21 protein-coding genes and 1 pseudogene are annotated in these 23,292 nt (G+C 57.7%); 15 read left to right on the forward strand and 7 right to left on the reverse strand.

Annotated features, from left to right (window positions below; translation table 11 throughout):
- Window positions 1-44: 44 nt before the first annotated feature.
- From EPK99_RS04005 to EPK99_RS04020, 4 genes are all read right to left on the reverse strand, one after another.
- Window positions 45-5,126: a helicase-related protein gene (locus EPK99_RS04005; protein ID WP_128441298.1), complete on the reverse strand. Its 5,082-nt coding sequence runs from the start codon at window positions 5,124-5,126 to the stop codon at window positions 45-47.
- 99 nt (window positions 5,127-5,225) lie between these two features.
- Complete coding sequence (locus tag EPK99_RS04010) at window positions 5,226-5,831, reverse strand: DUF1419 domain-containing protein (protein WP_128441300.1); 606 nt, start codon at window positions 5,829-5,831, stop codon at window positions 5,226-5,228.
- Between the two features lie 129 nt (window positions 5,832-5,960).
- Window positions 5,961-6,845 (reverse strand): DUF3991 and toprim domain-containing protein, encoded by an 885-nt coding sequence (locus EPK99_RS04015; protein WP_342633728.1) that lies wholly within the window; start codon window positions 6,843-6,845, stop codon window positions 5,961-5,963.
- Window positions 6,846-7,070: 225 nt separating this feature from the next.
- A complete protein-coding gene (locus tag EPK99_RS04020) occupies window positions 7,071-7,250 on the reverse strand; it encodes a hypothetical protein (RefSeq protein ID WP_128441302.1) in 180 nt (59 codons plus the stop codon).
- 542 nt (window positions 7,251-7,792) lie between these two features.
- Here EPK99_RS04020 and EPK99_RS04025 point away from each other — a divergent pair.
- The 7 genes and pseudogenes from EPK99_RS04025 (at window position 7,793) to EPK99_RS04055 (ending at window position 12,866) form a co-directional block, all read left to right on the forward strand.
- Complete coding sequence (locus EPK99_RS04025; protein ID WP_128441304.1) at window positions 7,793-8,638, forward strand: type IV toxin-antitoxin system AbiEi family antitoxin domain-containing protein; 846 nt, start codon at window positions 7,793-7,795, stop codon at window positions 8,636-8,638.
- Window positions 8,628-9,545, forward strand: a complete 918-nt coding sequence (locus EPK99_RS04030; RefSeq protein ID WP_128441306.1) for a nucleotidyl transferase AbiEii/AbiGii toxin family protein — start codon at window positions 8,628-8,630, stop codon at window positions 9,543-9,545. The genes EPK99_RS04025 and EPK99_RS04030 overlap by 11 nt, the downstream gene beginning before the upstream one ends.
- A gap of 252 nt (window positions 9,546-9,797) precedes the next feature.
- On the forward strand, window positions 9,798-10,412 hold the full coding sequence (locus EPK99_RS04035; RefSeq protein ID WP_128441308.1) for a hypothetical protein: 615 nt from the start codon (window positions 9,798-9,800) through the stop codon (window positions 10,410-10,412).
- A gap of 279 nt (window positions 10,413-10,691) precedes the next feature.
- Complete coding sequence (locus EPK99_RS04040) at window positions 10,692-10,895, forward strand: cold-shock protein (RefSeq protein WP_128441310.1); 204 nt, start codon at window positions 10,692-10,694, stop codon at window positions 10,893-10,895.
- Window positions 10,896-10,934: 39 nt separating this feature from the next.
- Window positions 10,935-11,741, forward strand: coding sequence for a tetratricopeptide repeat protein (locus EPK99_RS04045; RefSeq protein WP_164901687.1), 807 nt, complete (start codon window positions 10,935-10,937; stop codon window positions 11,739-11,741).
- A gap of 350 nt (window positions 11,742-12,091) precedes the next feature.
- Window positions 12,092-12,343: pseudogene (locus EPK99_RS04050) on the forward strand (hypothetical protein); the annotation flags it as partial.
- A gap of 184 nt (window positions 12,344-12,527) precedes the next feature.
- A complete protein-coding gene (locus EPK99_RS04055; RefSeq protein WP_128441315.1) occupies window positions 12,528-12,866 on the forward strand; it encodes a helix-turn-helix domain-containing protein in 339 nt (112 codons plus the stop codon).
- Window positions 12,867-13,286: 420 nt separating this feature from the next.
- On the opposite strand, the gene EPK99_RS04060 is transcribed toward EPK99_RS04055, so the two are convergent.
- From EPK99_RS04060 to EPK99_RS04070, 3 genes are all read right to left on the reverse strand, one after another.
- A complete protein-coding gene (locus EPK99_RS04060; RefSeq protein ID WP_128441317.1) occupies window positions 13,287-13,733 on the reverse strand; it encodes a hypothetical protein in 447 nt (148 codons plus the stop codon).
- 135 nt (window positions 13,734-13,868) lie between these two features.
- Entirely contained in the window at window positions 13,869-14,516 is a 648-nt protein-coding gene (locus EPK99_RS04065) for a transcriptional regulator (protein ID WP_128441319.1), read from the reverse strand.
- A 740-nt stretch (window positions 14,517-15,256) separates the two neighbouring features.
- Window positions 15,257-15,688 carry a GNAT family N-acetyltransferase gene (locus tag EPK99_RS04070; RefSeq protein WP_128441321.1) on the reverse strand — a complete coding sequence of 144 codons (432 nt, stop codon included), beginning with the start codon at window positions 15,686-15,688 and terminating at the stop codon, window positions 15,257-15,259.
- A 136-nt stretch (window positions 15,689-15,824) separates the two neighbouring features.
- Here EPK99_RS04070 and EPK99_RS04075 point away from each other — a divergent pair, with 136 nt between their 5' ends.
- The 8 genes from EPK99_RS04075 to EPK99_RS04115 all read left to right on the forward strand — a co-directional run bounded on the left by EPK99_RS04075 (window position 15,825) and on the right by EPK99_RS04115 (window position 22,931).
- Window positions 15,825-16,028, forward strand: a complete 204-nt coding sequence (locus EPK99_RS04075; RefSeq protein WP_128441323.1) for a cold-shock protein — start codon at window positions 15,825-15,827, stop codon at window positions 16,026-16,028.
- Between the two features lie 249 nt (window positions 16,029-16,277).
- A complete protein-coding gene (locus EPK99_RS04080; RefSeq protein ID WP_128441325.1) occupies window positions 16,278-16,895 on the forward strand; it encodes a tetratricopeptide repeat protein in 618 nt (205 codons plus the stop codon).
- A gap of 956 nt (window positions 16,896-17,851) precedes the next feature.
- Window positions 17,852-18,310 carry a helix-turn-helix domain-containing protein gene (locus EPK99_RS04090; RefSeq protein ID WP_128442156.1) on the forward strand — a complete coding sequence of 153 codons (459 nt, stop codon included), beginning with the start codon at window positions 17,852-17,854 and terminating at the stop codon, window positions 18,308-18,310.
- A 51-nt stretch (window positions 18,311-18,361) separates the two neighbouring features.
- Window positions 18,362-20,317, forward strand: coding sequence for a DNA-binding protein (locus EPK99_RS04095; RefSeq protein WP_128441329.1), 1,956 nt, complete (start codon window positions 18,362-18,364; stop codon window positions 20,315-20,317).
- A gap of 33 nt (window positions 20,318-20,350) precedes the next feature.
- The gene (locus EPK99_RS04100; protein WP_128441331.1) at window positions 20,351-20,569 is read left to right on the forward strand and encodes a hypothetical protein; all 219 of its coding nucleotides are present in this window, start codon (window positions 20,351-20,353) and stop codon (window positions 20,567-20,569) included.
- Window positions 20,570-20,614: 45 nt separating this feature from the next.
- Window positions 20,615-21,835, forward strand: coding sequence for a YcaO-like family protein (locus EPK99_RS04105; protein WP_128441333.1), 1,221 nt, complete (start codon window positions 20,615-20,617; stop codon window positions 21,833-21,835).
- Window positions 21,832-22,536, forward strand: a complete 705-nt coding sequence (locus EPK99_RS04110) for a TfuA-like protein (protein WP_128441335.1) — start codon at window positions 21,832-21,834, stop codon at window positions 22,534-22,536. Before EPK99_RS04105 ends, EPK99_RS04110 begins: the two co-directional genes overlap by 4 nt.
- Window positions 22,537-22,679: 143 nt before the next feature.
- The gene (locus tag EPK99_RS04115; protein ID WP_245455638.1) at window positions 22,680-22,931 is read left to right on the forward strand and encodes a hypothetical protein; all 252 of its coding nucleotides are present in this window, start codon (window positions 22,680-22,682) and stop codon (window positions 22,929-22,931) included.
- The last annotated feature ends 361 nt before the right edge of the window (window positions 22,932-23,292 follow it).

Below are 23,292 nucleotides of genomic sequence, written 5' to 3' on the forward strand. Positions count from 1 at the left end.
GTATGGACCACACCCGTTTCAAGTGACCGCAAATATGCCGCCGTTCACGCGGCTTCCTGGCGATCCTCCTCTGGTTCATCGGCGGTTGCCGCCAAATCCCTTTCGATGTCGTCCAGTTGGCTTAACTTGAGCTCAAGCTCGGCTTCGAATGAGAAGCTTTCTCCCAGACGTGGCGTGTAGGAGATGAGGCGGCGTTTGGCGTCAACCAGACGAATGCGATGGTTCTCTCTTTCCTGTTCAAACCTACCGAGCGCATGCTCGAGCCGGGAGATGGCGCCGATCGGCGTCGTGGTTACAGCCAAGTCAACCTCGTATCCGCCACCTGTTCGTTGAAGCACCGTGTCGTAGCGATAGCCGTCCTTGCCGAACCGTTCGCCCTGATAGGCGAGATCGAAGCCGCCGATGGTGGCAATGATCACCTCTTTCTCCTTCTGAAGCTGAACCAGCGTCAGAATCTCTTTCATCAGCGCGCGGCCAGCGAGTTTGCGCTCATCGAATTCCGCGTTTCCAATCTGCATCGTAAACGCATCGCCGGCGGTCGGTGCCAAACGCTCAATATCCTTGCCCACGTCCTCGATCCGGCGGCTGGAGAATTCGATATCCCGTTCGGCGTCGCGGATCTGCCGGCGGATCGCGTGCTGGTCATCGATATGGGCGGCACGCAACCGGTCGAGACGGGCAATCTCGGCCTCGAGCCCCGCCTTCTGCATCAGACGTTCGTCGCCTGACGCGATGGCCTTGGCCATGGCGAACTGGTTCGCCTGCCCCTCACCCATGTCCTCAAGCCGCCGAACGCTGGTATCACCCGATAGTGCCGCCGCAATGAAGCGGGCCTTGCGTTCGTTGTTCTGCCACATGGTGGCGTCGAGGCTGCCGAGCGTCGCATAGGCGAACACATCGACTTCGTCATGCTGATTGCCCTGGCGAATAATACGGCCCTCGCGCTGCTCGATCTGCGATGGCAACCACGGAACATCGAGATGATGGAGCGCCTTCAGCCGTGCCTGGACATTGACGCCGGTGCCCATGGTTTCCGACGAGCCGATCAGCACGCGAACTTTTCCGGCATTGAAGTCGTTGAACAGGCGCTGCTTGGCATCCGACTTCTTGTAATCCTGCATGAAAGCGATTTCGGAAGCCGGCACGCCAAGGCGGACGAGCTCATCGCGGATCCATCTGTATGCGGAAAAACCGCGGGATGCCTCGACATTGATCGTGCCGAGATCGGAGAAGATCAACTGGCCGGCGCCCGGCCGGTCGAACGGCTTGCCGTCCTTGCGCCGATATTCCGACGCCCCGGTTTCCTGCCATATCCGATGGGTGTTAGTGACAAGTGCGTTCAGCTTGTTGGCCTCCTCGTTGCCCATCGCCTGATCGACGAGACGAAGATCGATGGCAGCGTGACGGCCGTCGGTGATGACCGAGAGCAGGATGTCGTCGCCGGGCTTGGCCGGACCGTCACGCATCTCGATCGCCTTGATGCGGGCATCCAACTGCTTCTGGTAGGTCTTGAAAGCAACGGTTGGCTCCGCGGTGACGATCTGGCGCTTGCCGCCGGAGACGTCGGGAACCTTCACATACGTCCTGAGATCGGCGGGCAGCACGACGTCGGCGAAGGATCGGAACATGGCGATCAGTTCCGGAACGTTGACGAACTGGCTGAAGCGCGTGACCGGCTTGTATTTGCCCGACGGTTGCAGTTCGAGTTCGGTCGAGGTATCGCCGAAGGTCGAGGCCCAGGCATCGAACTCGTGCAGGCCGCGCTCGGAAAGCGCTGTCGGACCCATCATCCGCTGTACGGAGAACATCTCGCCGAGCGTGTTGGTGATCGGGGTGCCCGAGGCCAGCACCAGCGCCCTGCCCGGGTTCTTCGTCTCGATGAAACGGGATTTGACGAACAGGTCCCAGGCGCGCTGCGAACCGTTCGGATCAACTCCGCGCAGCGTCGACATGTTGGTGGCAAAGGACAGCTTTCGGAATTCCTGCGCCTCGTCGACGATGATCTGGTCGATACCGAGCTCGGAGATGGTCAGCAGATCGTCTTTACGGGTAGCCAGCGCTTCCAGCCGTTCCTTGTGGCCCTCCTTCATGCGTTCGATGCGCTTGCGCGACAGCCGGTCCTGGCTGTCGACCTTGACCAGTAGCTCCTCGTAAAGCTCCAACTCATCCTGGATCATCTGGGCCTCGAACGACGAGGGTACGGAGATGAAGCGGAACGCCGAGTGGGTGATGATGATGGCATCCCAGTTGGCCGTGGCTGCCCGCGACAGAAAACGGTGGCGCTTCTCCCTGACAAAGTTCGTTTCGTCGGCGACCAGGATTCGGGAACTCGGATAGAGAGCCAGAAACTCGCGGGCGGCCTGCGCCAGGCAATGGCCGGGCACGACCAGCATCGCCTTGTTGATTAGGCCCAGCCGCCGTTGTTCCATGATTGCAGCCGCCATCGTCAGCGTCTTGCCCGCGCCAACGGCGTGGGCCAAATAGGTGGTGCCCGCCGAGATAATCCGCCAGATGCCGCGTTTCTGATGGCCATACAAAGAAAAGGCGCCAGAGGCGCCGGGAAGCTGGAGATGATCGCCGTTGAACGATCGAGGCGCGATGTTGTTGAAGGTGTCGTTATAGACGCGCGCCAGCCGGTCGGTGCGATCCGGATCGGACCAGATCCACGACTGGAAGGCGGACTTGATCTTGGCGAGCTTCTCCTTGGCGGCCTCCGTCTCTACCGTGTTCAGCACCCGGCGCTCGGTCTCGCCGTCGCGGACGGTGTCGAAGATCTGCGGCACGGACGAGTTCAGGGCATCGGAGAGAAGCTGGCCGGCATGGCGGCGGTGCGTGCCCCATTCTGTGGTGCCTGATGCCGACCATTCCAGCTGCCGGGCATTCACCGTCCATGTCGCCAGTTCGGGTAGGTGGTGAATGGAGATCTCGGCGTCCATCGTCTGTTTGACGAAGGCGACGACATCATCGGCCGGGATCCACGGCGCGCCAAGGCGCGCGGTGATATCCGAAGGCCGGAGATCGGCCGGCTGGACACGCTCCAGCGCCGCAACATTGCGCGCGAATGCGGGATCAAGGTCCGCGGCCGCGCGTGCGGTTACCAGCTTCGAACGGACAGCACCCGACAGATAGGCATCGGCCATCTGCCAGGAACCATCAGATGGTTCGCGGAAGATGGCATCCCCCAGCTCCTCGATCACACCTTCCACGTCGCGGTGCAGCAGCTCGGCGATATGATCGGGATCGACATGGCCACGTTCGTTCAGAACAACCGCGAGCGCATCTGATGCCGAGGTGATCATTGGCGTGGGCGGCGGCGCAATCACCCGCTCGGTAAAGATGGGACCAGGCTTGGCTGTATTCGTCTCCAGATCGTAGTCTTCGATCGAGGCGACCAGCCAGCAATCGGGATCGTCGAGGAAAGGCGCGATATTCGGCCTGCGATGGACCTCCCTGACTTCACCGGTTTCCGGATCCTCCGATGTCGAGATGGAGGTAAAGTTGATCGGGCCGAATTCCCGTACGAAACTCGACCAGGCAATACGCAGCGAGACCTGCGCCTGGGTCCAGGGCTGATCGCGCTCTTGAAGTTTGAGAATGAGCCGGACCGCATCGCGGATCGTGATGAGCTTGCGGATGATCAGGGCGTGCTTGGCAAAGATGCCATCGGTGCTCCGGTCCTTGCGAACTTCGACGGAAACGCTCGTGCCGTTGACCACCTGCATCAGGGCGGTGCCCTTGCCAATGAAATAGCTGCCCTCGCGCACCTTGGGATCATCAGGCCGCTCTGCCATCGCATCCACCACTTCATCCTCAAGTTCGAAATCGATGGAGGCGACCTCGCCCTCGTAGATCCCGGTTGGAAGGCGGTCGATAGCTGCGTTCAGGCTCGTTTCGAGATCATCACCGATCGGGAGGCAGGTATAGGTCTCGCCGAAGGGTCCCGACGTGATCGCATGGCGGCCCAGCACCATGTGGGGGTGATCAACGAACCACCTGTTGACGCGGACGCTATCGCCCTCGCCTGCCGCCTGGACATCTGCGAGATTGAGCCAGCTGGTGTCTCCAGCATGCTCGTCTGCCCGGCGCTTCCGGAAAAAGAGGATATCGACAACGACATCCGTGCCGGCATCGGCGCGAAAGCTGCCTTCGGGCAGACGGATCGCACCTATGAGATCGGCCATGCCGGCAATGTGTTCACGGGCGCGGGCGTCAGCCTTGTCCATCGTGCCGGACGAGGTCACAAAGGCGGCAAGCCCGCCAGGCTTCAGCCGGTGGATGGACTTGGCGATGAAATAGTCATGCAGCCGTAAGCCGAGAGACCGGAAGGCCCGATCACTCTTTACCGTCCTGTCAGAAAACGGCGGGTTGCCGATCGCCAGATCGAAATGGTCGGGCAGGTCGGTGCGGATAAAATCGCCGCAGACGATTCTGGCCCGTGGCTGCAGCAGCCGAACGATACGGGCGGTGACGGGATCGAGCTCGACACCGGTGACGTGGCTCACCTTGGAAAGCGCATCCGGCATCAGCGCCGGAAACATACCCGTGCCGATGCCCGGCTCAAGGATCCGGCCACCCTTGAAGCCCATGCGGATCAATCCTGCCCAGATAGCCCGAACGATAAACTCCGGCGTGAAGTGGGCATACTGGGTGCAGCGCGCCAGAGATGCGTAATCCCCTGCCGCAACGGCACTTTCCAGATTGCCGCCGAGTTCTTCCCAACCTTTGCGAAAGGCATCTTCGCCCGGCCGCCGGAAGATGCCGTTGGCCAGATCCGAGGCGCCGAAGCCGGTGAACTTGATCAGCCTTGCCTGCTGGTCAGGTCGGGCCGGCACTCCGTGACGCTCGATCTCGTTGGCCAGCAGGATGGCGGCAATATTGTCTCGTGCCCTGTCGCGCCAGGACTTGGCAAGACCGCGAGAACCCTGCAGCCGGAAGTCGACATTCTTCCGTATCTGCGGTGAGGGCTTCCGTTCCTTGAGAATGGGAGCGTCTGGTGCCGGCATCGAAGTCCGCAGCTCGACATCGGTCCCGAAGTCTGCGGAGAAACTCCAGACACCGAGATCAAAGCCGCATGAGAGAGCTGTATTGCCGAACAGGTCGATGGTGAAAGGATCGTCATGCGCCATTGGAAAACTCCTGTGAGTGGGCGCGCCGAGGCACACTCACCGTCAGGTGCGAGTGTTGCCAGGATGCGGATGGTGGAGGTTTGGACGTGAAGACTGCCGTCAGGCAGCGATAGTTTCGGCTAAGAGGCGGAACTGCACCGGCAGTTTCGCGGCGATCTCCTCGTCGGTCAGATCATCAAGCAGCTTCCAGATTTTGCCTTGTGCTGAGGGATAGACGAGCACGATCTGGCGATTGCGCAGGTCAGCCGGAAAGCGTTCGTCGGCATAGCCGCGGAAATCCGGACCGGTCGCGCTCCAGATGTGATCGCGCTTTTCTTGGTCGTTCATCGCGCGCACGGGGCGGGATTCGCGGGTGATGATTTCGGCACGCATCCGGTCAGGTGACTGACGATCGCCCAGGTCGCAATATCCGTGAAACCAGCGGGACCGATCATCGATCGGCAGGGCGAAGAATACGCTGGTGACGCTGGCGGCCAGAAACTCGCGCATGGCGAACATGTCGCCACGGTAAAACAGCGGAGGGAGGATCTCGAACATGCGGTCGTGATCTGCTTCGGATATCTCAAACCATTCGCCGACGTAGCGGGTACCATTTATCCTGTTATCGTCGAACGGCGACTGGCTATGGCGATTGAACAGGGCGTACATTTCGTGGCGGCTGGCCACACCTTCGAACACTTTACGGATGGTAGGAGGATTGAACATCGGCTGCTCCTTTGGGGTTGGGACTGAGGCGAAGCCTGATCGACCTCCTTATTCAGTCCTTTGATTACCCCTCCTGGCCGGCGCTTCGCGGGCAGCGGGTCAAGGGCCGCCGTCAGGCGGGCGGCAGCTTCACCCTTGATGCGCTGTCCGCGTATACGGCAGCTCTCCTTTCTCCCTCCTACCCTTCAATTCGTCATTCCAATCCTCAGCTTCCGGCCTCAGCCGCGAGAAATCGCAACCGGCGAGATCTGCCATCTGGCGCAGACGATCGGCAAAGACCTCACCCTGAACATTGTTGTCTGTCGCGGCCACCAGCCATGCGCCTTCTCCGGAAGCCAGGGTCTCCAACGCCTGAGCGGTCAACGGCGACCAGCCGCCACCTGTGCTGACATAAAGCGTGTCGGGTCTTGTTTGCTCAATCGCCGCCAGGCTGAGCGCGTCGATTGCCGCCTCCGTGACACAGATCCGACGAGCGTCATTCATTCCAAACCGGAAAAGCGCCTTGGCCCCGCCGGTGGAAAACCCGCGCCAGTCCGGACCGCGCTCCTCCCAGCCGATGACGGCGCCAGCCTCATCGACATGTTTTGCCCACATCGAGCCATATGGTCCTTCGCGCAGAACGTCTGCCTCGATCGCTGCCGAGATGACTTGCCATGGCAGGGCGCGGCATTGATGCAGATACCTCCAGGTCGCCGAAGCGCGCCATGGCCGTTTTCTGTGGCGCCAGCGGTCAGCGATCGAAGCCCATGTTTGCGTTTGATGAAGAGGCTTCTCCCAGGTCGCTGCGGTGGGCTGGAATGCGACCAGCTCCCCAATAGCCGCCAGGGCCTCGGCAAAGCCGATCCCATGGAGATAGCTTGCGAGCGCGAAAACGTCGCCCTTGGCGTCGGAGCGGGCGTCAAACCAGCCCCTATCGTCGTGTATTACGATGATGATGTCGTCGTCGCGGCGGAATTTGACTGCCCGGCGCGTGCTCTCTTTCCTGTCTATCCCGAAGCCCTCATGCTCAAGCACGGCTGCGCAGCCACCCGGGTACGCAGCTCTTCGATGTCATTCTTATCCATATTGCCTCCTTTAGTTTCCATGACCTTTCGGACTGGCCGCGCCCAGGCCGCGAAGATGGAAGCGCGCAAGGGCGCGGTTCGCAATGTGCAGATCTGCGGGACAAGCTCGCGGCGAAGCCTCCCTTGCGCGCGCATCAGCGCAAGCGGCACGCGCTCCCCGGAAGGGGTGATCGGCTCAATGAGCCGATCCATAGGCAAAGGGATCGTATTCGTTGATGATGGCGTCCTCATCGCCGTCATACTCGGCGGAAGGCATGACGCCGATCTCTCCATCCACCTCGAAGAGGGTGACCGGGACCATCAGGGTCCGGGCAAGATCGAGTGCGTGGTTTTGTGCGAGGCTGAGATCCGACATGTGATGCTCCATCCAGTGGCGGGGCCGATCCCCGCTCGATGGCGCCCGTTCGATCCGGGCCTGACCGCGGTCACCTCGGCGGCGCAGCCAGAGAGGTCGCAGTAGCTGCGAACCCCCTGCGGGTTGACCGTCCAAGGACGGGACTGGATTAGGGATGCCAGACAAGAGAGCTGGGTTTGGCAACGCCAATGGTTGGAGTAGATTGGTATTCGATCTCGCCGCACTGACCTTCGTCCAGATCATCCGGACTGCCATCAACCGGAATGACGTGAAGATAAGGAACGGCTTTGTCTTCCAATGGGAGACTTCGGCACAGGAACAGCGTTCGCTTTGTCGGCCAGGTGATCATCGATCGCATCAGTGCGACGGCGCGCAGGTTGAACCCTTGGCGTGGAGGGTTAAAACCCGACGAACAGGGCGCTGTCGTATTGACCGACACGGGACTTTGACACTATCGATTTTTGTCAATCCAAGGTTGACAAATTCAATAGTTTTTAAAGTCACCTTGATATTCACTTTGAACTCTGGCCATAATGTCTATTATGAATGAACAGCCAACGCCGAAGCTAAAGTACCTGATCCAATCAGTCCCACCGGGCTTCCTTGTCGATGCGGCCTGGACGGCACGTCATGCGATCTCACGGCAATCCGTATCGGCGTATATCAAACAGGGTTGGCTCGAGCGGGTCGCGACAGGCGTCTACCGACGCCCATTTTCGGCAAGAGAAACGTCGGAAGCCGTCACGGGCTGGAAAATTCCCTTGTTATCCGCGCAATGGATCATGGGACATGCATTTCATGTTGGAGGTCTGACCGCGCTTGGATTGCGCGGCCATTCCCACTACCTGCAGTTGGGCGGCAATACGCGCGTCTACCTCTATGGCTCCGATATACCTGACTGGCTTATGACATTGACAACCGAAGCCAGGTTCGTCCGACGAGGTCATGGACTGTTCTCCGACGAGAACAACGGCGTGGAGAACAGCGAATTCAGCCTCTCCGATAATCCAGATGAGGAACTGGCCATGAGCCCGTGGCGCTGGCCTATCAAAATGTCGTCTGCAGAGCGGGCGATACTGGAGATTCTCGATGAACTTCCGAAGAACGAGAGCTTTCACAACATCGACATGGTGTTTGAGGGAATGGTCAATCTGCGCCCGAAAATGTTGACGACGCTGTTGGCCCAGTGTCGCAGCGTGAAGGTGAAACGCCTTTTCTTCGTCTATGCCGACAAGCACGCGCATGCTTGGCTCAAGCATATCGACAGATCGCAGATCGATATGGGACGGGGCGATCGAGCACTCGTTCCAGGCGGGAGGCTCCACCCGATTTATCGCGCAACGGTCCCTGCCGACCTGCTGCCAAAGGAGAATGTCGATGGCGCGTGATCGCTATATGCGGCAGGTCGAACTGCTAGTCCGGACGTTGCCCTATATCGCGCGGCAGGATGTCTTCGCTCTCAAGGGGAGAACGGCCATCAACCTATTCTACAGGGATATGCCTCGCTTGTCGGTCGATATCGACCTCACCTACCTTCCCATCGAGGATCGGGAAACGACGCTCAGCGGTATCGACGCCGCGCTCGACCGCATTCGCGACGGCCTGCTGAAAAACCTGCGGAGCGTAGATGTCCAGCGTATCGCCGGCGGCGGTAACAATGACACGCGGGTGCTCGTCCGGCAGGGTACGACCGAAATCAAGATCGAGACCTCGCCGGTCGCGCGTGGAACGGTGCATCCTGCGAAGCTGCGGGCCGTCACGGATGGCGTGGCCGAGGCGTTCGGCTTTGCCGAAATGCAGGTCGTGTCATTCGAGGATCTTTTTGGTGGCAAGCTTCATGCCGCCGTGGACCGTCAGCATCCGCGCGATCTCTTCGACGTGAAGCTGCTCTACCATAATGAAGGGCTCACCGATGCGTTGTTTCGGACCTTCCTCATCTACGTCGCAAGCTCCGGCCGCCCCCCGCATGAGCTCATCAGGCCGTCATTGTCCGAACTCGAAGAAGCCTTCGTGAAAGAATTCGAAGGGATGACCATCGAACCTGTCAGCCTGATCGAACTGAAAAACGCACGGGCCCGGCTCACAGATGACCTTCGAGCCCGGCTCGATGAGAAAGCGATGCGGTTCTTGCTTACTCTCCACGATACGGAGCCGGATTTCGATGCCATCGGGCTGCCGCAGGCGGCGGCACTGCCGGCAGTCCGGTGGAAGTTGCTCAATCTTGCAAAGCTAAAGCAGCAGAACCCTGACAAGCACGCCATGCAGCGTCGGGAAATCGAGAACATACTTGCTTAAGCCGCCCGATAGGGATGCCTGTCGGGGAAAAGTTACGGCTTTTCACCTTCAATGTGTCGTTGTGCAGATCATGCATTTATCTAAGCCGGCTATTCAGTAAACCCTTCCAGCTAAACGTATGCCACCCGCTGACGGCTCTTCTCCGATAGAGCCTAAGGCCGTTCGTGTCCCGCCCGGCGTTGCATCATCGTAAGATTTGAGTCAAAAACGTCCGCGACCGAACCACGTCTACCGGATGAACCTAAGCCACAAATGATCGTCGTTGTTGAAGGCATCAGTGCCGCAGGCAAAACAACCTGGTGTCACCAGAACGCTGCGCAGTTTCTGATCAAGGAAAGCTACCCCGAGAAGCGGCCCGACCGACAAGCAGGCCCGGGGGAAGCTGCAAGGATATGGACGGACTGGAATGCCAAGCGGTGGTCTGACGCCGTCGCGATGGAGCGGGCGCAAGGCGTTGCCGTTTGCGACACAGATCCGCTGAAACTTCATTTTATCTGGGCAATGTGGCAGATCGGGGAGGTTGCTGAGTCCCATTGGACCGCGCAGCTGAAGTTCACCCGGCAAGCGCTCCAGGATCAGCGTCTGGGCTTTGCCGATCACTATCTCTTCAAGAAAATTGACCCCGACGTCGCTCAGGCACAAAAAGATCATGACGCCGCCAGATCTCGACCAAATTTCGACCTGCATCTCAGGCTCCACGCCTCGCTCGTCGTCTGGTACGAAACCATTGAAAAAGTTCTGTCTGGAAGATTGAACTGGGAATTATCGGAGACTCTTCCTGCGGCAGAGCATACTCCAAATCCTTACCGTTACGACGTTTCGGTGTTTGACAGGTTCATCCAGATGCTCCCTCGCCCCAGACGATAAAATCACCGCAACGCTTCTCCTGCGGCGGCCCCAATAGGCTAGGCGGCTGCGTATACCCAGATCTTCTCCACAGCGAACAATGGATCAATGGAAAAATCGCTGAGGATGAGACCGTGGTTGCGGCGCACCTGATGGGTCAATGTTATTCCCTCAAGTGCACAAACCGGAATAATTTGCGCGATGGCGTTATCGCGCCGTCGGCGGTTGATAGACAATCACTGCCGCTGTAAAACCCACTCACGGAGTCGAAAAGACTTCGGGAATTCACGAGGAACTGTCATGGCTACCGGTACCGTTAAATTTTTCAACGACGACAAAGGCTTTGGTTTCATCACGCCCGAAAACGGAGGACAGGATGTCTTCGTTCACGTGTCATCGTTGCAGCGCGGCAGCTCGCTTAGAGAAGGCGACAAGGTGAGCTTCGAACTTGGTCAGGATCGCAAAACGGGGAAATCGAAGGCTGAGAACGTCAGCGTACTTTAAATTCAGGAGGCTCGTTCCGGACCGGGTGGAGGTTGCATCTTGCGATATCGGCCTCGCATTGCGGTTACCGTCGCTGCGGTTGGCTTGGCGATTGTCGCGGTTGCACTTCCAGCAGTAACGGGAAGCCATCTTCCTCAGCGAGTGCCTCTAAACGCAGCCACACCAACGGCGAGCCTCTGGCAACTATGTCGCGACGGCAGTGCTGCGACCTCGACTCAGCCTAGCGCCGATGACAGCGCAATCCTTCAAAGCTACGAGCAATCGCGTACAGCCTGCGACCGGCTGGTCGACACCTCCGGTCTTCGGGATCGTGACCTTGTAGAAGCGTTGCTGGACCGGGCGGATCTTCTGGCGCCGGGCGAGAAGGATTCTTATGCGCGGGCATTGGCCGATTATAAGCGCGCCATCGCGCTAGCGCCGGACGTCGCCGTCGCCTATTGGCGGCGAGGCAAGGCACACCTCCTCTATGGTCGCAACCTGCCTGAGGCGCTGAAAAATCTGGATGAAGCTGTTCGCCGTGATTCTTCGCAGGCGGAATTCTACATTACACGGGCTTCCATCCTGAGCTGGCTTGGACAGCCCAATCCTGCGTTAGCCGACCTCAACCGAGCCCTCTCACGTGACCCGCGTTCCGTGCACGCCTTGACCAACCGCGCCATGGCCTACTTCAACAATGGCGACATAACTCGAGCCCTCGCCGATTTCGATGCCGCCCTCCATCTCGCACCCAACGATTCCGGCCTCTACGCACTCCGGTCCGCCGCTCGCCGCCAGGCAGGCGACGAGGCCGGGGCAAAGTCCGATGAGGCGAAAATGGCAGAACTGATGTTTGGAAAAGCCCCATAAAGGACCGAGGTAGACTGCCTGTCGTCTCCGGCCTACCGCCATGCGTTTATGCACATTTTGCCGCCAAGCGCGCTTTATGATTGCGTAGAAATAACAACGCTCGCGCCAGGCCTTTACCTTATCACGGGCAGGTAGAGAACGGAAAGTTTCAGTGACTTACTTCAGTCTCAAGGTCCTGGGCGAGCTGAGAAATCCGGAAAATTGACCGCCATTCGCCGCGGCATCTTCCAATTTCTCTAATGATGGATAATCAATGTGAGTCGGTACTGTTGTAGCATGCCAAGGTCGAGTTTAAGGAGCCTGAGTTGAGCGACGATCCCATCACTGCGACCTCGCCTAACCAGCCGGAATTGGACTTTCTCTCCGGCCGTGGCGAAATGGGTGCGCTTATGCGCAATCACGATTGGCGAGCCACGTCGCTTGGCTCGCCCAAGGACTGGCCGCAGAGCCTCAAGACCGCAGTGCGCATCATGCTCTTATCCCGGCAGCCGATCTGGATCGGCTGGGGCGATGAGCTGATCTATCTCTATAATGACTCGTACAAATCCATTATCGGCGGCAAGCATCCCTGGGCACTTGGAAAACCGACCGCAGACGTCTGGGAGTGAAATGGTCAATGCTGCTACACCGCCTATGACACGGCCAAGCCTGCCCAAGCGGTGGAGGCCCCGGGAACGCTACCGGCGGCCGATCCTCATTGCACCGCGGTGCAATTCCTAAAATCGTATGATACTCAAAGCCATAACACAACGGGTGCGCAGCTGGAGCCGCGGCGAGAGGAAGTTGATGAGCAGACGCATATCAAAAGAAGAAGGCCCACACCCGGTCGATGTTCACGTTGGCCGTCGTCTGCGAATGCGTCGCGCTCAACTAGGGATGTCGCAGACCACGCTTGGCGACCAACTTGGCATCACCTTCCAGCAGATCCAGAAATATGAGCGTGGCGCCAACCGGGTGAGCGCGTCGATGCTGCACGACATCGCAAGGGTGATGGAGACCCAGATCGCCTATTTTTTTGAAGACCTGCCCACATGGACACTGCGGGCGCAACGCCAACAGCTAGCTCCGAGCGGCATCAGAGCTTTCTCTCGAGCATGTGACGCTTCCTGGGAACATACCGCCTGATTTGCTAGCCAAAATTAATAGGGCGTCTTAAAAGTGCCGATCGAAATCGATCACGCCGACGCCAGCTTTTCTTACCAGTGAATGGACTGAAGAAGCCACGATCGTCATCTCCGCCGCTATAGTTTCCCGCCCATCGACCGGATCGCCGGAGCCAAGATGCTGCTTCTTCTTTGAAAATCAGAGGAGCGACGTCTGCGTCTTGAATGGATCTGGGCCATTAAGTCTGACTGGGAGGAACCGCGGTCGCCCCAGGGGCGATTGGCACGATCATGTTCTTTTCGTAATAATATTTATCCGCGCACCATCGCACTCAGCAAAGGCTCAAACGGAAGACGTTGTGTCGCATTCATCGTTCGAACCGCTCCAGCATCTTCCTCAATTGCGTATTCTGAATTTGAAGCTTGCTCGCCAACTGATGCCTCAGCGCGCCGATCTCTTGATCAAGGTTGTCGCATCATCCGCAGCAGTAGGCACGACTGGAGAGACATGCGAAACGACCTCAGCCGGCTCTGTTTTCCTACCACGACTTGCCCGCTTGACCGGCGGGGCCGCGGCAGCCTGTTCGCGCTTCGCGTCGTTGCTCGTGCGAGCAACGACAATATTGGTATCGTCAAGTGAAGCTGGATCCCCGACTTCATCCAACTTCCCGTCCAGGCAATCAGCCGCCGGAGCAGGCGTGGCGGAGTCAGGATCGGATTGATCCCGCGGCGGCTCAGCGCTTGCAGGCGGATCCACCGCGTTCAAGTCTTCCTCGGCAGGCGTGTCCATCTGACCGGCAATCGCCAGTGCGGCCGGCTTGCCGTCGTCGACCGCGTCGTCCCGCTTTCGCTCACCTCTTGACGATACCAGTCGAGCAAGAAATTCCATGGAGACGCCATCTCTTCGACCTCGCGTTCTATCCCACATCCAAGCTGGGGGTTACGGCTATGGCGACAGCTGCACCGCCGCCAATGCACGTTGACATACATAGAATGCGGCCCAGGCTTGGCAGCCTGCCGTCAATCAATCGAGTTCAAGACGCCTTCGCAGATCGGCGTTTTCAGCACGAAGTTTTTCGGCCAGCAACTTGCGCAGTCTCTGGTTTTCCTCTTCGAGCTGCAACAGATCCGTCAATGCGTCGATCGCCGCCGTCTCTGCAGAGGTCGACGTCTGCGCAGCCCTCGGGGAACGTTTCACATATGTGCGCTTTGCACTATCCGCGCCATCGATACCCTTTATCTTGGGACCCCTTTTCTGCTTCCCCGGAATGCCCTTCGAAGCGGCCGCAGTTTCGGGAGCGGCCTTCTTGGCACGAGGTTTACGCTGCTGCTTTGGCGCAATGGGCGTCTCAACGGCCGGCGCTTCAGCCTCAGCATGGGTCATTGTATCGGTTTCGTCGGCCATACTCGTCTCCTGTGCATCTGATGCAGTTTTCAGCTGCGCAGGCAGGCGTGTCAATGAAGGTATCGCAGGAAACATCTCCGGTGAAGATGCTTTACGCTCCGTTATGCTATCGTGCGGGGTAGCGGACGGAAAAGGCATTGTCTCTTCCTTCACACGGCGCGCCAAGGATTTGAGATCCATATTGCCCCAGATCGAGTTGGACTTGAGATCGGCTTTCCGTCGACCATGTTTGTGCTCGACGACAAAGCTACGCTGGATTTTTTTCAATTGAAGAGGCCTTGGATAATCTACCGGAAGGTTTTGCGACGTGCCGTCCGGCGCGAATAGCGATCACCGTGCCAGCAGTCTATAGCCGCCCTCATACCCGGTCATCACTACAATTCCAAGCCTAGGATTTGTACCTACTGATGCGATGAAACAAGCGGGACCCGAGGCCAATACGCGCGTCACTGTCCTCCACTGGAGAAGCGCGGTCCTGAAACGATGCCGCAACTGCTGCTAGCCGCTTGGACCGCCGCCAAGGCTGAAAGCAAGCGTTCGAAAGATTTGGCGCGAAGGTGTCGGCAGGAAGTGGTTAAAGGATTTCTTTCCGATACAAGGGCATCGGCCCAATCCACCAGCAGACCGCGCGCTGGTACTGGGATCTACTGGTCATGATAGGGCGCGATCTCGGCATTCGCGTCAATCTAGAGCTTGGCGTAGACTTCCGGCCAGCGACCAGTCGCCGTCCGTCGTTGAATGCTGAAGCTCTTGTCGCACTAAGACTGGCATGGTCAGGATATTTTTGGACCCAAAGCATTACCTTATACCGCCTTAGCGATGGCAGCATCTGCAAAATAAGCGGAAGGGCAGATCGCGAGCCCGTTCATCGCAGGACAGGGAGCAATGCAGCGATGTCGGACATGGCCAGCTGATTGAGGGACCGGCAAACGTCAACCCTCCCCCATCATTGGGCCTTCGCGCTCAAGACATGCAACCTTCGGATTTCAGCTCACGGCCTTGGAGGTTTATAACCTATTATCAAACAACTTTCTCGCCATCCCGACCGAACGCGGTGCGGTTTCAGCGAAACCGAACTGCTTGTAGAGGCGGTTTGCCGGGACGTCGGCAATCAGACTGACATAGGCGGTCTTCGGCAACTGCTTCTCGATATAATCCGTCAGCGCGGCCATGATCATCTTGCCTAACCCCCTGCCCTGATGCTCAGGCATGATCGCAATGTCGGTGACCTGAAAGAAACAGCCTCCGTCTCCGATAATTCGCCCCATGCCGACGACCGCACCGCCGTGCATCAGGCAGACGCCAAAGATCGAGTTGGGTAATCCCTTTTCAGCCGCCTCTCTCGAAAAAGTGCTGAGGCCTGACGCCTGCCGTAGGCGCAGATAATCGTCGACACCTGGGACATGGAGCTCAATGCGGTAGTCGTCGTGCTGGGCCAATGCGGCTTCCTTCCGTGCAACTATTCTAAAAATCGATGATCCGCCATTATCGTGTTCCCGGCGGTTGATAGGCAACCATTGGCGCTGTAAAAAACAGTTGCAAAGTCAATTGCGACGAGATTGAAGAGGAGTGGTCATGGCTACGGGTACTGTCAAATTTTTCAACGACGACAAGGGATTTGGTTTTATCACGCCCGAAAACGGTGGACAGGACGTCTTCGTTCATGTGTCCTCGTTGCAGCGCGGCGGCTCGCTCAGAGAAGGTGACAAAGTCACCTTCGAGGTGGGCCAGGACCGCAAGACCGGGAAATCGAAGGCTGAGAACGTCAGCGTGCTTTAGTTCTGGGAAGTCTTCTTTAATTCGGCGAAGACCAGCCACCAGCAGGATCGGATATTGGCTTTCTGTAAAAGGAATTGATCATGCCGGCTCAGCTTCGTGCACTGCTCGTCTTTGTTATGGCTGGACTTCCAACTGTCGTAACGTTCCCGGTGGAAGCGGCCGAAAAAGACGTCCGAAAGGCCATACCGCTCGGGGCGGAGATGCCAATAGCGCCCCATCGTAAGCTTGTGCCGTGACGGTAGTCCCGACATGCGCGAGCAGTCTGGCATCGACGTCAGTAAGATCATCCATAGCCATGACCAGGCGCTGCAGGCCTGCGACCAACTGGTCGAGACTTCCGGTCTTAAAGGCCGCGACCTTGCAGAAATCCTTCTTGACCGGGCGGATCTTGATGCACCGGGACAAGAGGAAGCTTACGCGCGGACACTGGCTGACTATGGGCGTGCCATTGCGCTCGCTCCGGACCTTGCAACCGCCTATTGGCGGCGTGGCAAGGCCAACCTGCTCAACAGCCGCAATCTCCCAGCTGCTCCGAACGAAATTGACATAGCTATCCGCCTCGATCCATCGCAGCCGGATTTCTTTGTCACTCGGGCCTCCATCCTAAGCTGGCTTGGTCAACCAGGCCAAGCTCTCGCCAACCTCAACCGCGCACTTGTCGTCGATCCTCATTCAGTGCATGCGCTAACCAATCGCGGTCTCGCCTACTTCGACGACGGCGACTTCGATGATGCCCTGAGTGACTTCGACACGGGGCTGCAGCTCTCGCCAGGCGATGCCGGCCTCTACGGCTTCCGCTCAGCGCCCGGCGCCAGGCAGGCGATGGGGTTGGGGCAAAGACCGATGAAGCCAAGATGGCCGATCTAATGTTCAAAGAGTGACAATAAAGAATCTGCAGTGGTTTGGTCGGAACATGCCAAAGGCCATGCAAAACCCGGGCGATTGACTGTTAGCAGGTGGATACAGCAGCATGCTGCTCTCCACGCGATCCGTCGCGAGCTTCACCTCAACGGCTCGGCTCGAAGCGAAGTATCCCCACCACCTTCGGACCTGAAGCCGAATCCGATGGACGAGAGACACCATTCTCCGCTCAGCCCAAAGACCAGAGTTGGCTCTGGAGGGAGGCGGAGCTGTTCGATCCGGCCGGCATTCCCATCATTGGGTCTTCGCGCTCAAGACATGCAACCTTCGGATCTCATCCGCGCATTCCAGAAGGATGTGGCTCATGAACGGCTCGGGCATGTCACCGACCTCTGGAAAAACGGTGTCTAGGCCGGCTATCACGCTAGATGGCATGGATAGGACGTTACCGGTAGCCGCGAGTTGTATCCGCTGCTCCGAAATCATTGTCGCGGCGCGTCCAACTAACCGCCGACGTTCAAGGTTTGACACCTTCGAGACCTCGTAGGCCGACCGATACAGCTCAGTCACAAAATTGAGGATGACAGACGTCACGGGTTCGCACCTTCAAAACTGTCGATGAACATCTAGTTTATCGACAGGTGGCAAATGAAGCCATTTGTACCGGCTTTACCGATCATCGGCAAACCAATCAAGACCGTCCCGTTGAACGTGTGAGATCCTGCCAAGATCGAAAGTTCCTCCAGCAACGTGAAGTTCTTCCGACGCCGAACGAGGAGGCCTGGAACGTCCACACTTGCCTTACAAAAGTAACTTGTTGAAATTTGAAAACCGCCGATACTATAGGTTGAATTTCTGCTGATTTGGATACAAGCTGCAAAATGCACCGTGTCCAGCCGATCTGCTACCGCAGCGCCCCTCCTGATGACACGAAACCGTGAGTTGTTAGGAGACCATCCATGTTGGCAAAGAAAATCCCTGATGCGATCGATGTCTATGTCGGCGGACGTATCCGGATGCGTCGCATCATGCTGAAATTCAGCCAGACGAGGCTGGCTGACGAACTCGGCATCACGTTTCAGCAAGTGCAGAAATACGAGAAAGGCGCAAACCGGGTGGGCGCAAGCCGGCTGCAAAAGATTGCAACGGTTCTCGGTGTTCCGCCAAGCTTCTTCTTTGGTCAGGAAGGTGACGAACCGGTCACGACTGCCGGCATCGGGAATTTTCATGGGATGAACGATGTCGCCCAATTCTTGCAATCGCGCGAGGGCATCACGCTCAATCAATCTTTCGTAAAAATTTCCGATCCAAAAGTCCGCCAGAAGATCGTGTCCCTGGTCATGGCGATGGCGCAGACGGAAGACCCCTTGGTGATGACTAATGAAGATCGTTCGGCCAGGGAAGTCACGTTGAACGGCTAGTTTTGGCATTGGCCGCATTCGTCAACCATCACATAAACTTCGCGGGGAGCAATGGCGTTCAAGCTGGTGACATTGGGGGATTTGAGGCTTTTGGACGCGGATGGGAACACGGTGTCCTTTCCGGAAAAGGGCCTGCTTATTTTCGCCTACTTGTTTGCGCATCCGCTTCACGCTCAGTCGCGCTCCGCTTTGTCGAAGCTGTTGTGGGACAAGGTCGAACTGGCGCAAGCCTATGCCAATCTGCGCAAGACACTGTCCCGAATGGAGGCCCGGCAACAGGAACTGGGCCATCGCTTCATCAAAATCACGGCGTCCGATATCAAGCTCGATGAACGGACGATACAATGCGACGTCGCTGAACTGCAGATGCCGCCCTCGTTGGATGCGCTCAGCGGTTTGCGAGCGCTGGTGGGATTGTTCAATCGATTGTTTCTCGAAAGCATAGAGGTCAAAAACGACGCTCTTTCGGAATGGATCAAGCAGCAGCAGGAGCAGTATCTAACCCGGTTGCGCGATACCATGATGGGCGCGGTTCCGATCGCGAAATCTGCATCAGACGTTGCGCTGGTCAAGGAGGCGGCACTGCGGATCTTCCAGCAGCACCCGGATGACGAGATGATCGTCGCCGTGCTTGCAGAAGCCTATTCTGCCGAAGGAAAACTGCGGACCGCCAGAAACATTTTCGACGGCCAGAAACAGAAGTTATGGGGTAACCTGACACTTGGTCCCGACATTCATGCGCTGAACGTCGTCAGGAAGGTCTTCGAAAAGCAGCGCGGTATCGTATCCATTCCACGGGAAGACAAAGCACACCCACCTGTTGTCAAGCCGGATAAAGGCCCCAGCCGCGCCGTCCCGAGGCTGGTATTGTTGCCGCCGGTGGAGAGCGTCGCCGGTAATCAACCCTTCTTGCCTTTCGCCGATGCACTCATCGAAGACGTGACTATCGCACTTTGTAGCCTGACATCAGTCTCCGTGGTCGCGCCCTATACGGCAGCTCAAATCGGACGGCGCTCCGACAAGGCCAATACGATTGCACAGCATTCGATCTCCTATGTGCTGGACACAAAAATGAGTGGGGACGGCGGCCAAGCGAGCCTGTTCGTGCAGTTGATCTATTTCGCGAACGACGAAGTCATCTGGGCCGACCGGTACGTTATGGAGATAGACAGTCTGGCCGCCCAGCGCCGGCAGATTGCCCGCCGGATTTCCATTGCGATCACGGGTCAGATCGAACGCAACGAACTGGCCCGGGAATATTTCGAGCGGAGCCCGGCGGCCTACCAGCACTATCTACTTGGACAGCGGTACCTGAAGAACCTCGATCTTCCCGATATCCGCCGTGCACGCAAGGAATTTCGCACTGCGCTCCACGACAGTCCATATTTCTCGCCCGCCCTGAGCGGCATAGCACGAACCTATTCTCGCGAATGGTTGATCACCGCGCGAGGCGACACCCAGCTTCTGAAAGAGGCCGAAAAGCACGCCAATCAAGCCATAGCCGCAGGGCAAGACATGGTCGGCGGTTATAGGGAGCTCGGGGTCGCCAAACTTCTTCTTGGCGGCATTGACGAAAGCGTCGAAGCTTTGGAATTGGCCGAAACTTTAAGCCCGCACTACGCCGATGTTGCTGCGGACTATGCTGATACCCTCGTTCATGCTTCCGAGCCTCGGCGGGCACTGGAGAAGATCGAAAAGGCGATCGATCTCAACCCGCTCTGCCCCGATGTCTATCTGTGGACGGGAGCCGGAGCGAGCTACTGCCTGGGAGAGTATACTCAGGCCTTGTCCTATATTGACCGCATGGCCGACAGCGGCCTTGCAAACCGCCTTTCGGCCGCGAGCTGGGCAATGCTCGGCAATCAAAGACGGGCTAAGACCTTTGTGCGCAAGGCACGGGAAACCAATCCCGATTTCGATGTCGATACATGGCTGGCTGTCATACCCTTGAAAGAACAATGGCAGAAAGATCACTACCGTGATGGCCTGCGAAAAGCAGGTTTTTGAAACACGTTTTTCAACAGAGAGGGATTTAACAGCATGGCTAAAGTCGTCGTTATCGGATTGCCTGGGGAAGCCGGCCTATGGGTTGCAGATCTTGAAGCGGGGACAGTCGCCCCGTTTCAGCCACCGGCGGGAAGCCCGTTGGAAGCAGCAAGCAAGCTGCGCGCTGGGGGAGCCGCGATCATCAAGCGAGTGGATTTCTCCGTTGCCGTGGAATCGGCAGCTGACGCATTCTCCGGGCATCTCGACGGATAATGCGAGCGGCGCGGCCTTGGGAATATGGTATGACTGAACAGCCAGATGCTAATACCCGAACCTCCTAAGGTCACTGCCCCCTCCCCCATCTACTCAGACCGTATCTGCTCGGCTGAAGAGACGCTCGGCCGCATCAAACCCTTCCTGCCGCGCTATGGGATTACTCGTGTTTGCCGGCTAACGGGTCTCGACAGGATCGGCGTACCGGTTTGGAGCGCCGTCTCTCCGAATGCCCGTTCCATCGTCATTCATCACGGGAAAGGTATCACCGATGCTGACGCAAGGGTTTCCGCTTCAATGGAGGCCCTTGAACGCTCGATCGCTGGAAACCCGCTTATCGATGCCGTTACCGCAACACGAGTAGACCTTCAGGCCGAAGGGTTTTCGGTCGATAGCCTCGACAGCCTGATCGCACAGGGTCAGGCGGACATTGGCGATAGGGAGATGACTGCGTGGGTTCGCGGATCAGACGTTTTGTCGAAGAGCGAGGCCTGGGTTCCCCGTGAGGCTGTTGTCCTGGACCGCACACCAGAAGCGGTTCGATTCTGGCAATCATCGGATGGTTTGGCATCCGGCAACTCGATTCTGGAGGCAAGCTTCCATGGCATTCTTGAACGCATCGAACGGGATGCGGAAACCTTATGGAACATTGCTGCCGAAGAACAACGGCTTGAGACCTGCTGCGACCCATTCAGCTTCAAGGATCCGGTCATAGATAATCTCGTCGGAAGGATCGCTCGCGCCGGCCTGTCGGTTCGGCTCTTCGATATCACCAGCGATATCGGTATTCCGTGTTTCGCCGCATTCTTAGGCCCGGTCGTGATCGGCAGGCTGAGCCAACCTCGCTTTATCGATGTGACCAAGGGTAGTGGCGCCCACCCGGACCCCCTCCGGGCCGCGATACGGGCTATCACGGAGGCGATCCAATCCCGCCTGACCTATATTAGCGGCGCGCGGGACGACATCTATCCAGAGACATTCCAACGACCTTTGCCTAGGGAGTTTTCAAGCTATTTCAATGCTCATCCACGGCCTATGCCTTTCCAGAAGACAACCGGCTCTACCCGGTTGGGCACAATGTTCGACTCCGTCCTCGATAAGCTTCGAAACATTTCCATAAGCTCGGTGATCGTGGTTCCATTGACGCAGCCCGACCTCCCTTTCTCAGTCGCAAAAGTCTTCGTTCCAGATCTTGAAAACCCGCATGGGGCGCGAAGGCGACAGTTTGGATCAAGGGCCATCTCAAAAGCGCTGTTCTCTCCATGAAGATTGTTTTTGTAGGCCCAACGCTTCCGGATGTGGCAGGCTTTGTTCCAGCTGGTATCGAAATCCGCGGCCCGGCCGTGCACCGCGATATTCTCAATGCCGTCAATCAAGGCGTGACGACCATCGGCTTGATCGACGGCTATTTTGAAGATGTCGCGCCTGTTTGGCACAAGGAGATCCTCTTTGCCCTCTCAAGCGGCGTTCGAGTGTACGGCTCCAGCAGTATGGGGGCGCTCAGGGCCGCAGAGTGCGCAGCCTTCGGAATGATTGGCGTCGGTAAAATCTATGCCCAATATGCCAGTGGCCAAATGGTCGATGATTCCGATGTCGCTCAGATCCACGGACCACCAGAGATGAAGTACTTGTCGCTATCAGAACCTCTGGTCAATGTCCTTGCCACCCTCGACCATTTGTTGGCGAAGCACGAACTTCAAGGCGTGGAATACTCAAGCCTCAGGGCAAGTGCCGAAGGACTGTTTTTCAAGGACCGGACATACAGGACGGTCGTCGCCAATGCCGACCTGCCAGAATACCCCTCGCGTAAACGCCTGGAGGAACTCCTGCGGGCCAACGCTGTCAATCAGAAGCGGCTTGATGCTCTGGAGTTGCTGGATACAATTGCTGCCGCTGAAAATGCACGGCAGCCGGCTCCGATGGAGTGGGATTTTGCCTCTACCGCAACGTGGCGGAAAGTTCTGTAGGGTTTCATGGTTGTGAGTCTGCCCGGCCAGACACTTCAAGCTGTGTCACGCCCGTGTCACGCGCATCTCTTCAGTTTCTGAATTATCCTTTGCAACGGAACCCGTCACCACTGGGGTGATGATTGGAAACGCGAGGATTGATCATGGCATCCGAAGCCCTTGAACAAACAATTGAAGAAGCTGTCGATCGCATGCAGGAATTGACCTCTCTCGCACGCCTCGTCACCTACGCCCGCGACAGCGCCAAAGGTCTTGAAATCGAGTTTTCGGCTTATTGCCTCGACTTAACTTTAGGCTCACTGGTCGAGGAGCTCGCAAAGTGCGGGATGAGTGATCTTGGCGGGACCGATCATGAGAACCAAAGCCCGAGCTTCATATCGGGTGTGTCGCACTAGTCTTTGCCACCCGCGAGCCGGTTCTGTTTCTCCCAAGCCAGGACCGGCTCATGAACTTTTTTAAATATCTTTTCCTTGAAAGCCGCGTCGGAACGACCCACGATTTTTGGGCCCGGCCGGCATTGAGCGCAGGATTGGCATTTTTGATCGAAAAAGTTGTTCCGCTACCGCCCTTGAAGCCCCAACTATGCTAGCCGCTACCGCCCCGCTGATCACTAAAAAGTCCAAGAAACGGCTTGAGAGTTTCACCGCCGAAGTCATCGCACTGCCTTAGGCAAGGTGTGGCAATCCACATCCGGTGCCGCCTTTAGCACAGGCTACCTCTCAGCTTATCGATCCCTGCCTCGTCAATGCCGAGTTT

It is taken from the genome of Neorhizobium lilium, assembly GCF_004053875.1.
GTDB classification, from domain to species: domain Bacteria; phylum Pseudomonadota; class Alphaproteobacteria; order Rhizobiales; family Rhizobiaceae; genus Neorhizobium; species Neorhizobium lilii.

Excerpts from the sequence above, each read along its gene's own strand:
- EPK99_RS04105 (WP_128441333.1), top strand. The coding sequence starts at position 20,615 with ATGCTAATACCCGAACCTCCTAAGGTCACTGCCCCCTCCCCCATCTAC.
- EPK99_RS04110 (WP_128441335.1), top strand. The coding sequence starts at position 21,832 with ATGAAGATTGTTTTTGTAGGCCCAACGCTTCCGGATGTGGCAGGCTTT.
- EPK99_RS04115 (WP_245455638.1), top strand. The coding sequence starts at position 22,680 with ATGGCATCCGAAGCCCTTGAACAAACAATTGAAGAAGCTGTCGATCGC.
- EPK99_RS04040 (WP_128441310.1), top strand. The coding sequence starts at position 10,692 with ATGGCTACCGGTACCGTTAAATTTTTCAACGACGACAAAGGCTTTGGT.
- EPK99_RS04010 (WP_128441300.1), bottom strand. The coding sequence starts at position 5,831 with ATGTTCAATCCTCCTACCATCCGTAAAGTGTTCGAAGGTGTGGCCAGC.
- EPK99_RS04030 (WP_128441306.1), top strand. The coding sequence starts at position 8,628 with ATGGCGCGTGATCGCTATATGCGGCAGGTCGAACTGCTAGTCCGGACG.
- EPK99_RS04005 (WP_128441298.1), bottom strand. The coding sequence starts at position 5,126 with ATGGCGCATGACGATCCTTTCACCATCGACCTGTTCGGCAATACAGCT.
- EPK99_RS04020 (WP_128441302.1), bottom strand. The coding sequence starts at position 7,250 with ATGTCGGATCTCAGCCTCGCACAAAACCACGCACTCGATCTTGCCCGG.
- EPK99_RS04025 (WP_128441304.1), top strand. The coding sequence starts at position 7,793 with ATGAATGAACAGCCAACGCCGAAGCTAAAGTACCTGATCCAATCAGTC.
- EPK99_RS04080 (WP_128441325.1), top strand. The coding sequence starts at position 16,278 with ATGCGCGAGCAGTCTGGCATCGACGTCAGTAAGATCATCCATAGCCAT.
- EPK99_RS04035 (WP_128441308.1), top strand. The coding sequence starts at position 9,798 with ATGATCGTCGTTGTTGAAGGCATCAGTGCCGCAGGCAAAACAACCTGG.
- EPK99_RS04060 (WP_128441317.1), bottom strand. The coding sequence starts at position 13,733 with ATGGAATTTCTTGCTCGACTGGTATCGTCAAGAGGTGAGCGAAAGCGG.
- EPK99_RS04075 (WP_128441323.1), top strand. The coding sequence starts at position 15,825 with ATGGCTACGGGTACTGTCAAATTTTTCAACGACGACAAGGGATTTGGT.
- EPK99_RS04095 (WP_128441329.1), top strand. The coding sequence starts at position 18,362 with ATGGCGTTCAAGCTGGTGACATTGGGGGATTTGAGGCTTTTGGACGCG.
- EPK99_RS04055 (WP_128441315.1), top strand. The coding sequence starts at position 12,528 with ATGAGCAGACGCATATCAAAAGAAGAAGGCCCACACCCGGTCGATGTT.
- EPK99_RS04100 (WP_128441331.1), top strand. The coding sequence starts at position 20,351 with ATGGCTAAAGTCGTCGTTATCGGATTGCCTGGGGAAGCCGGCCTATGG.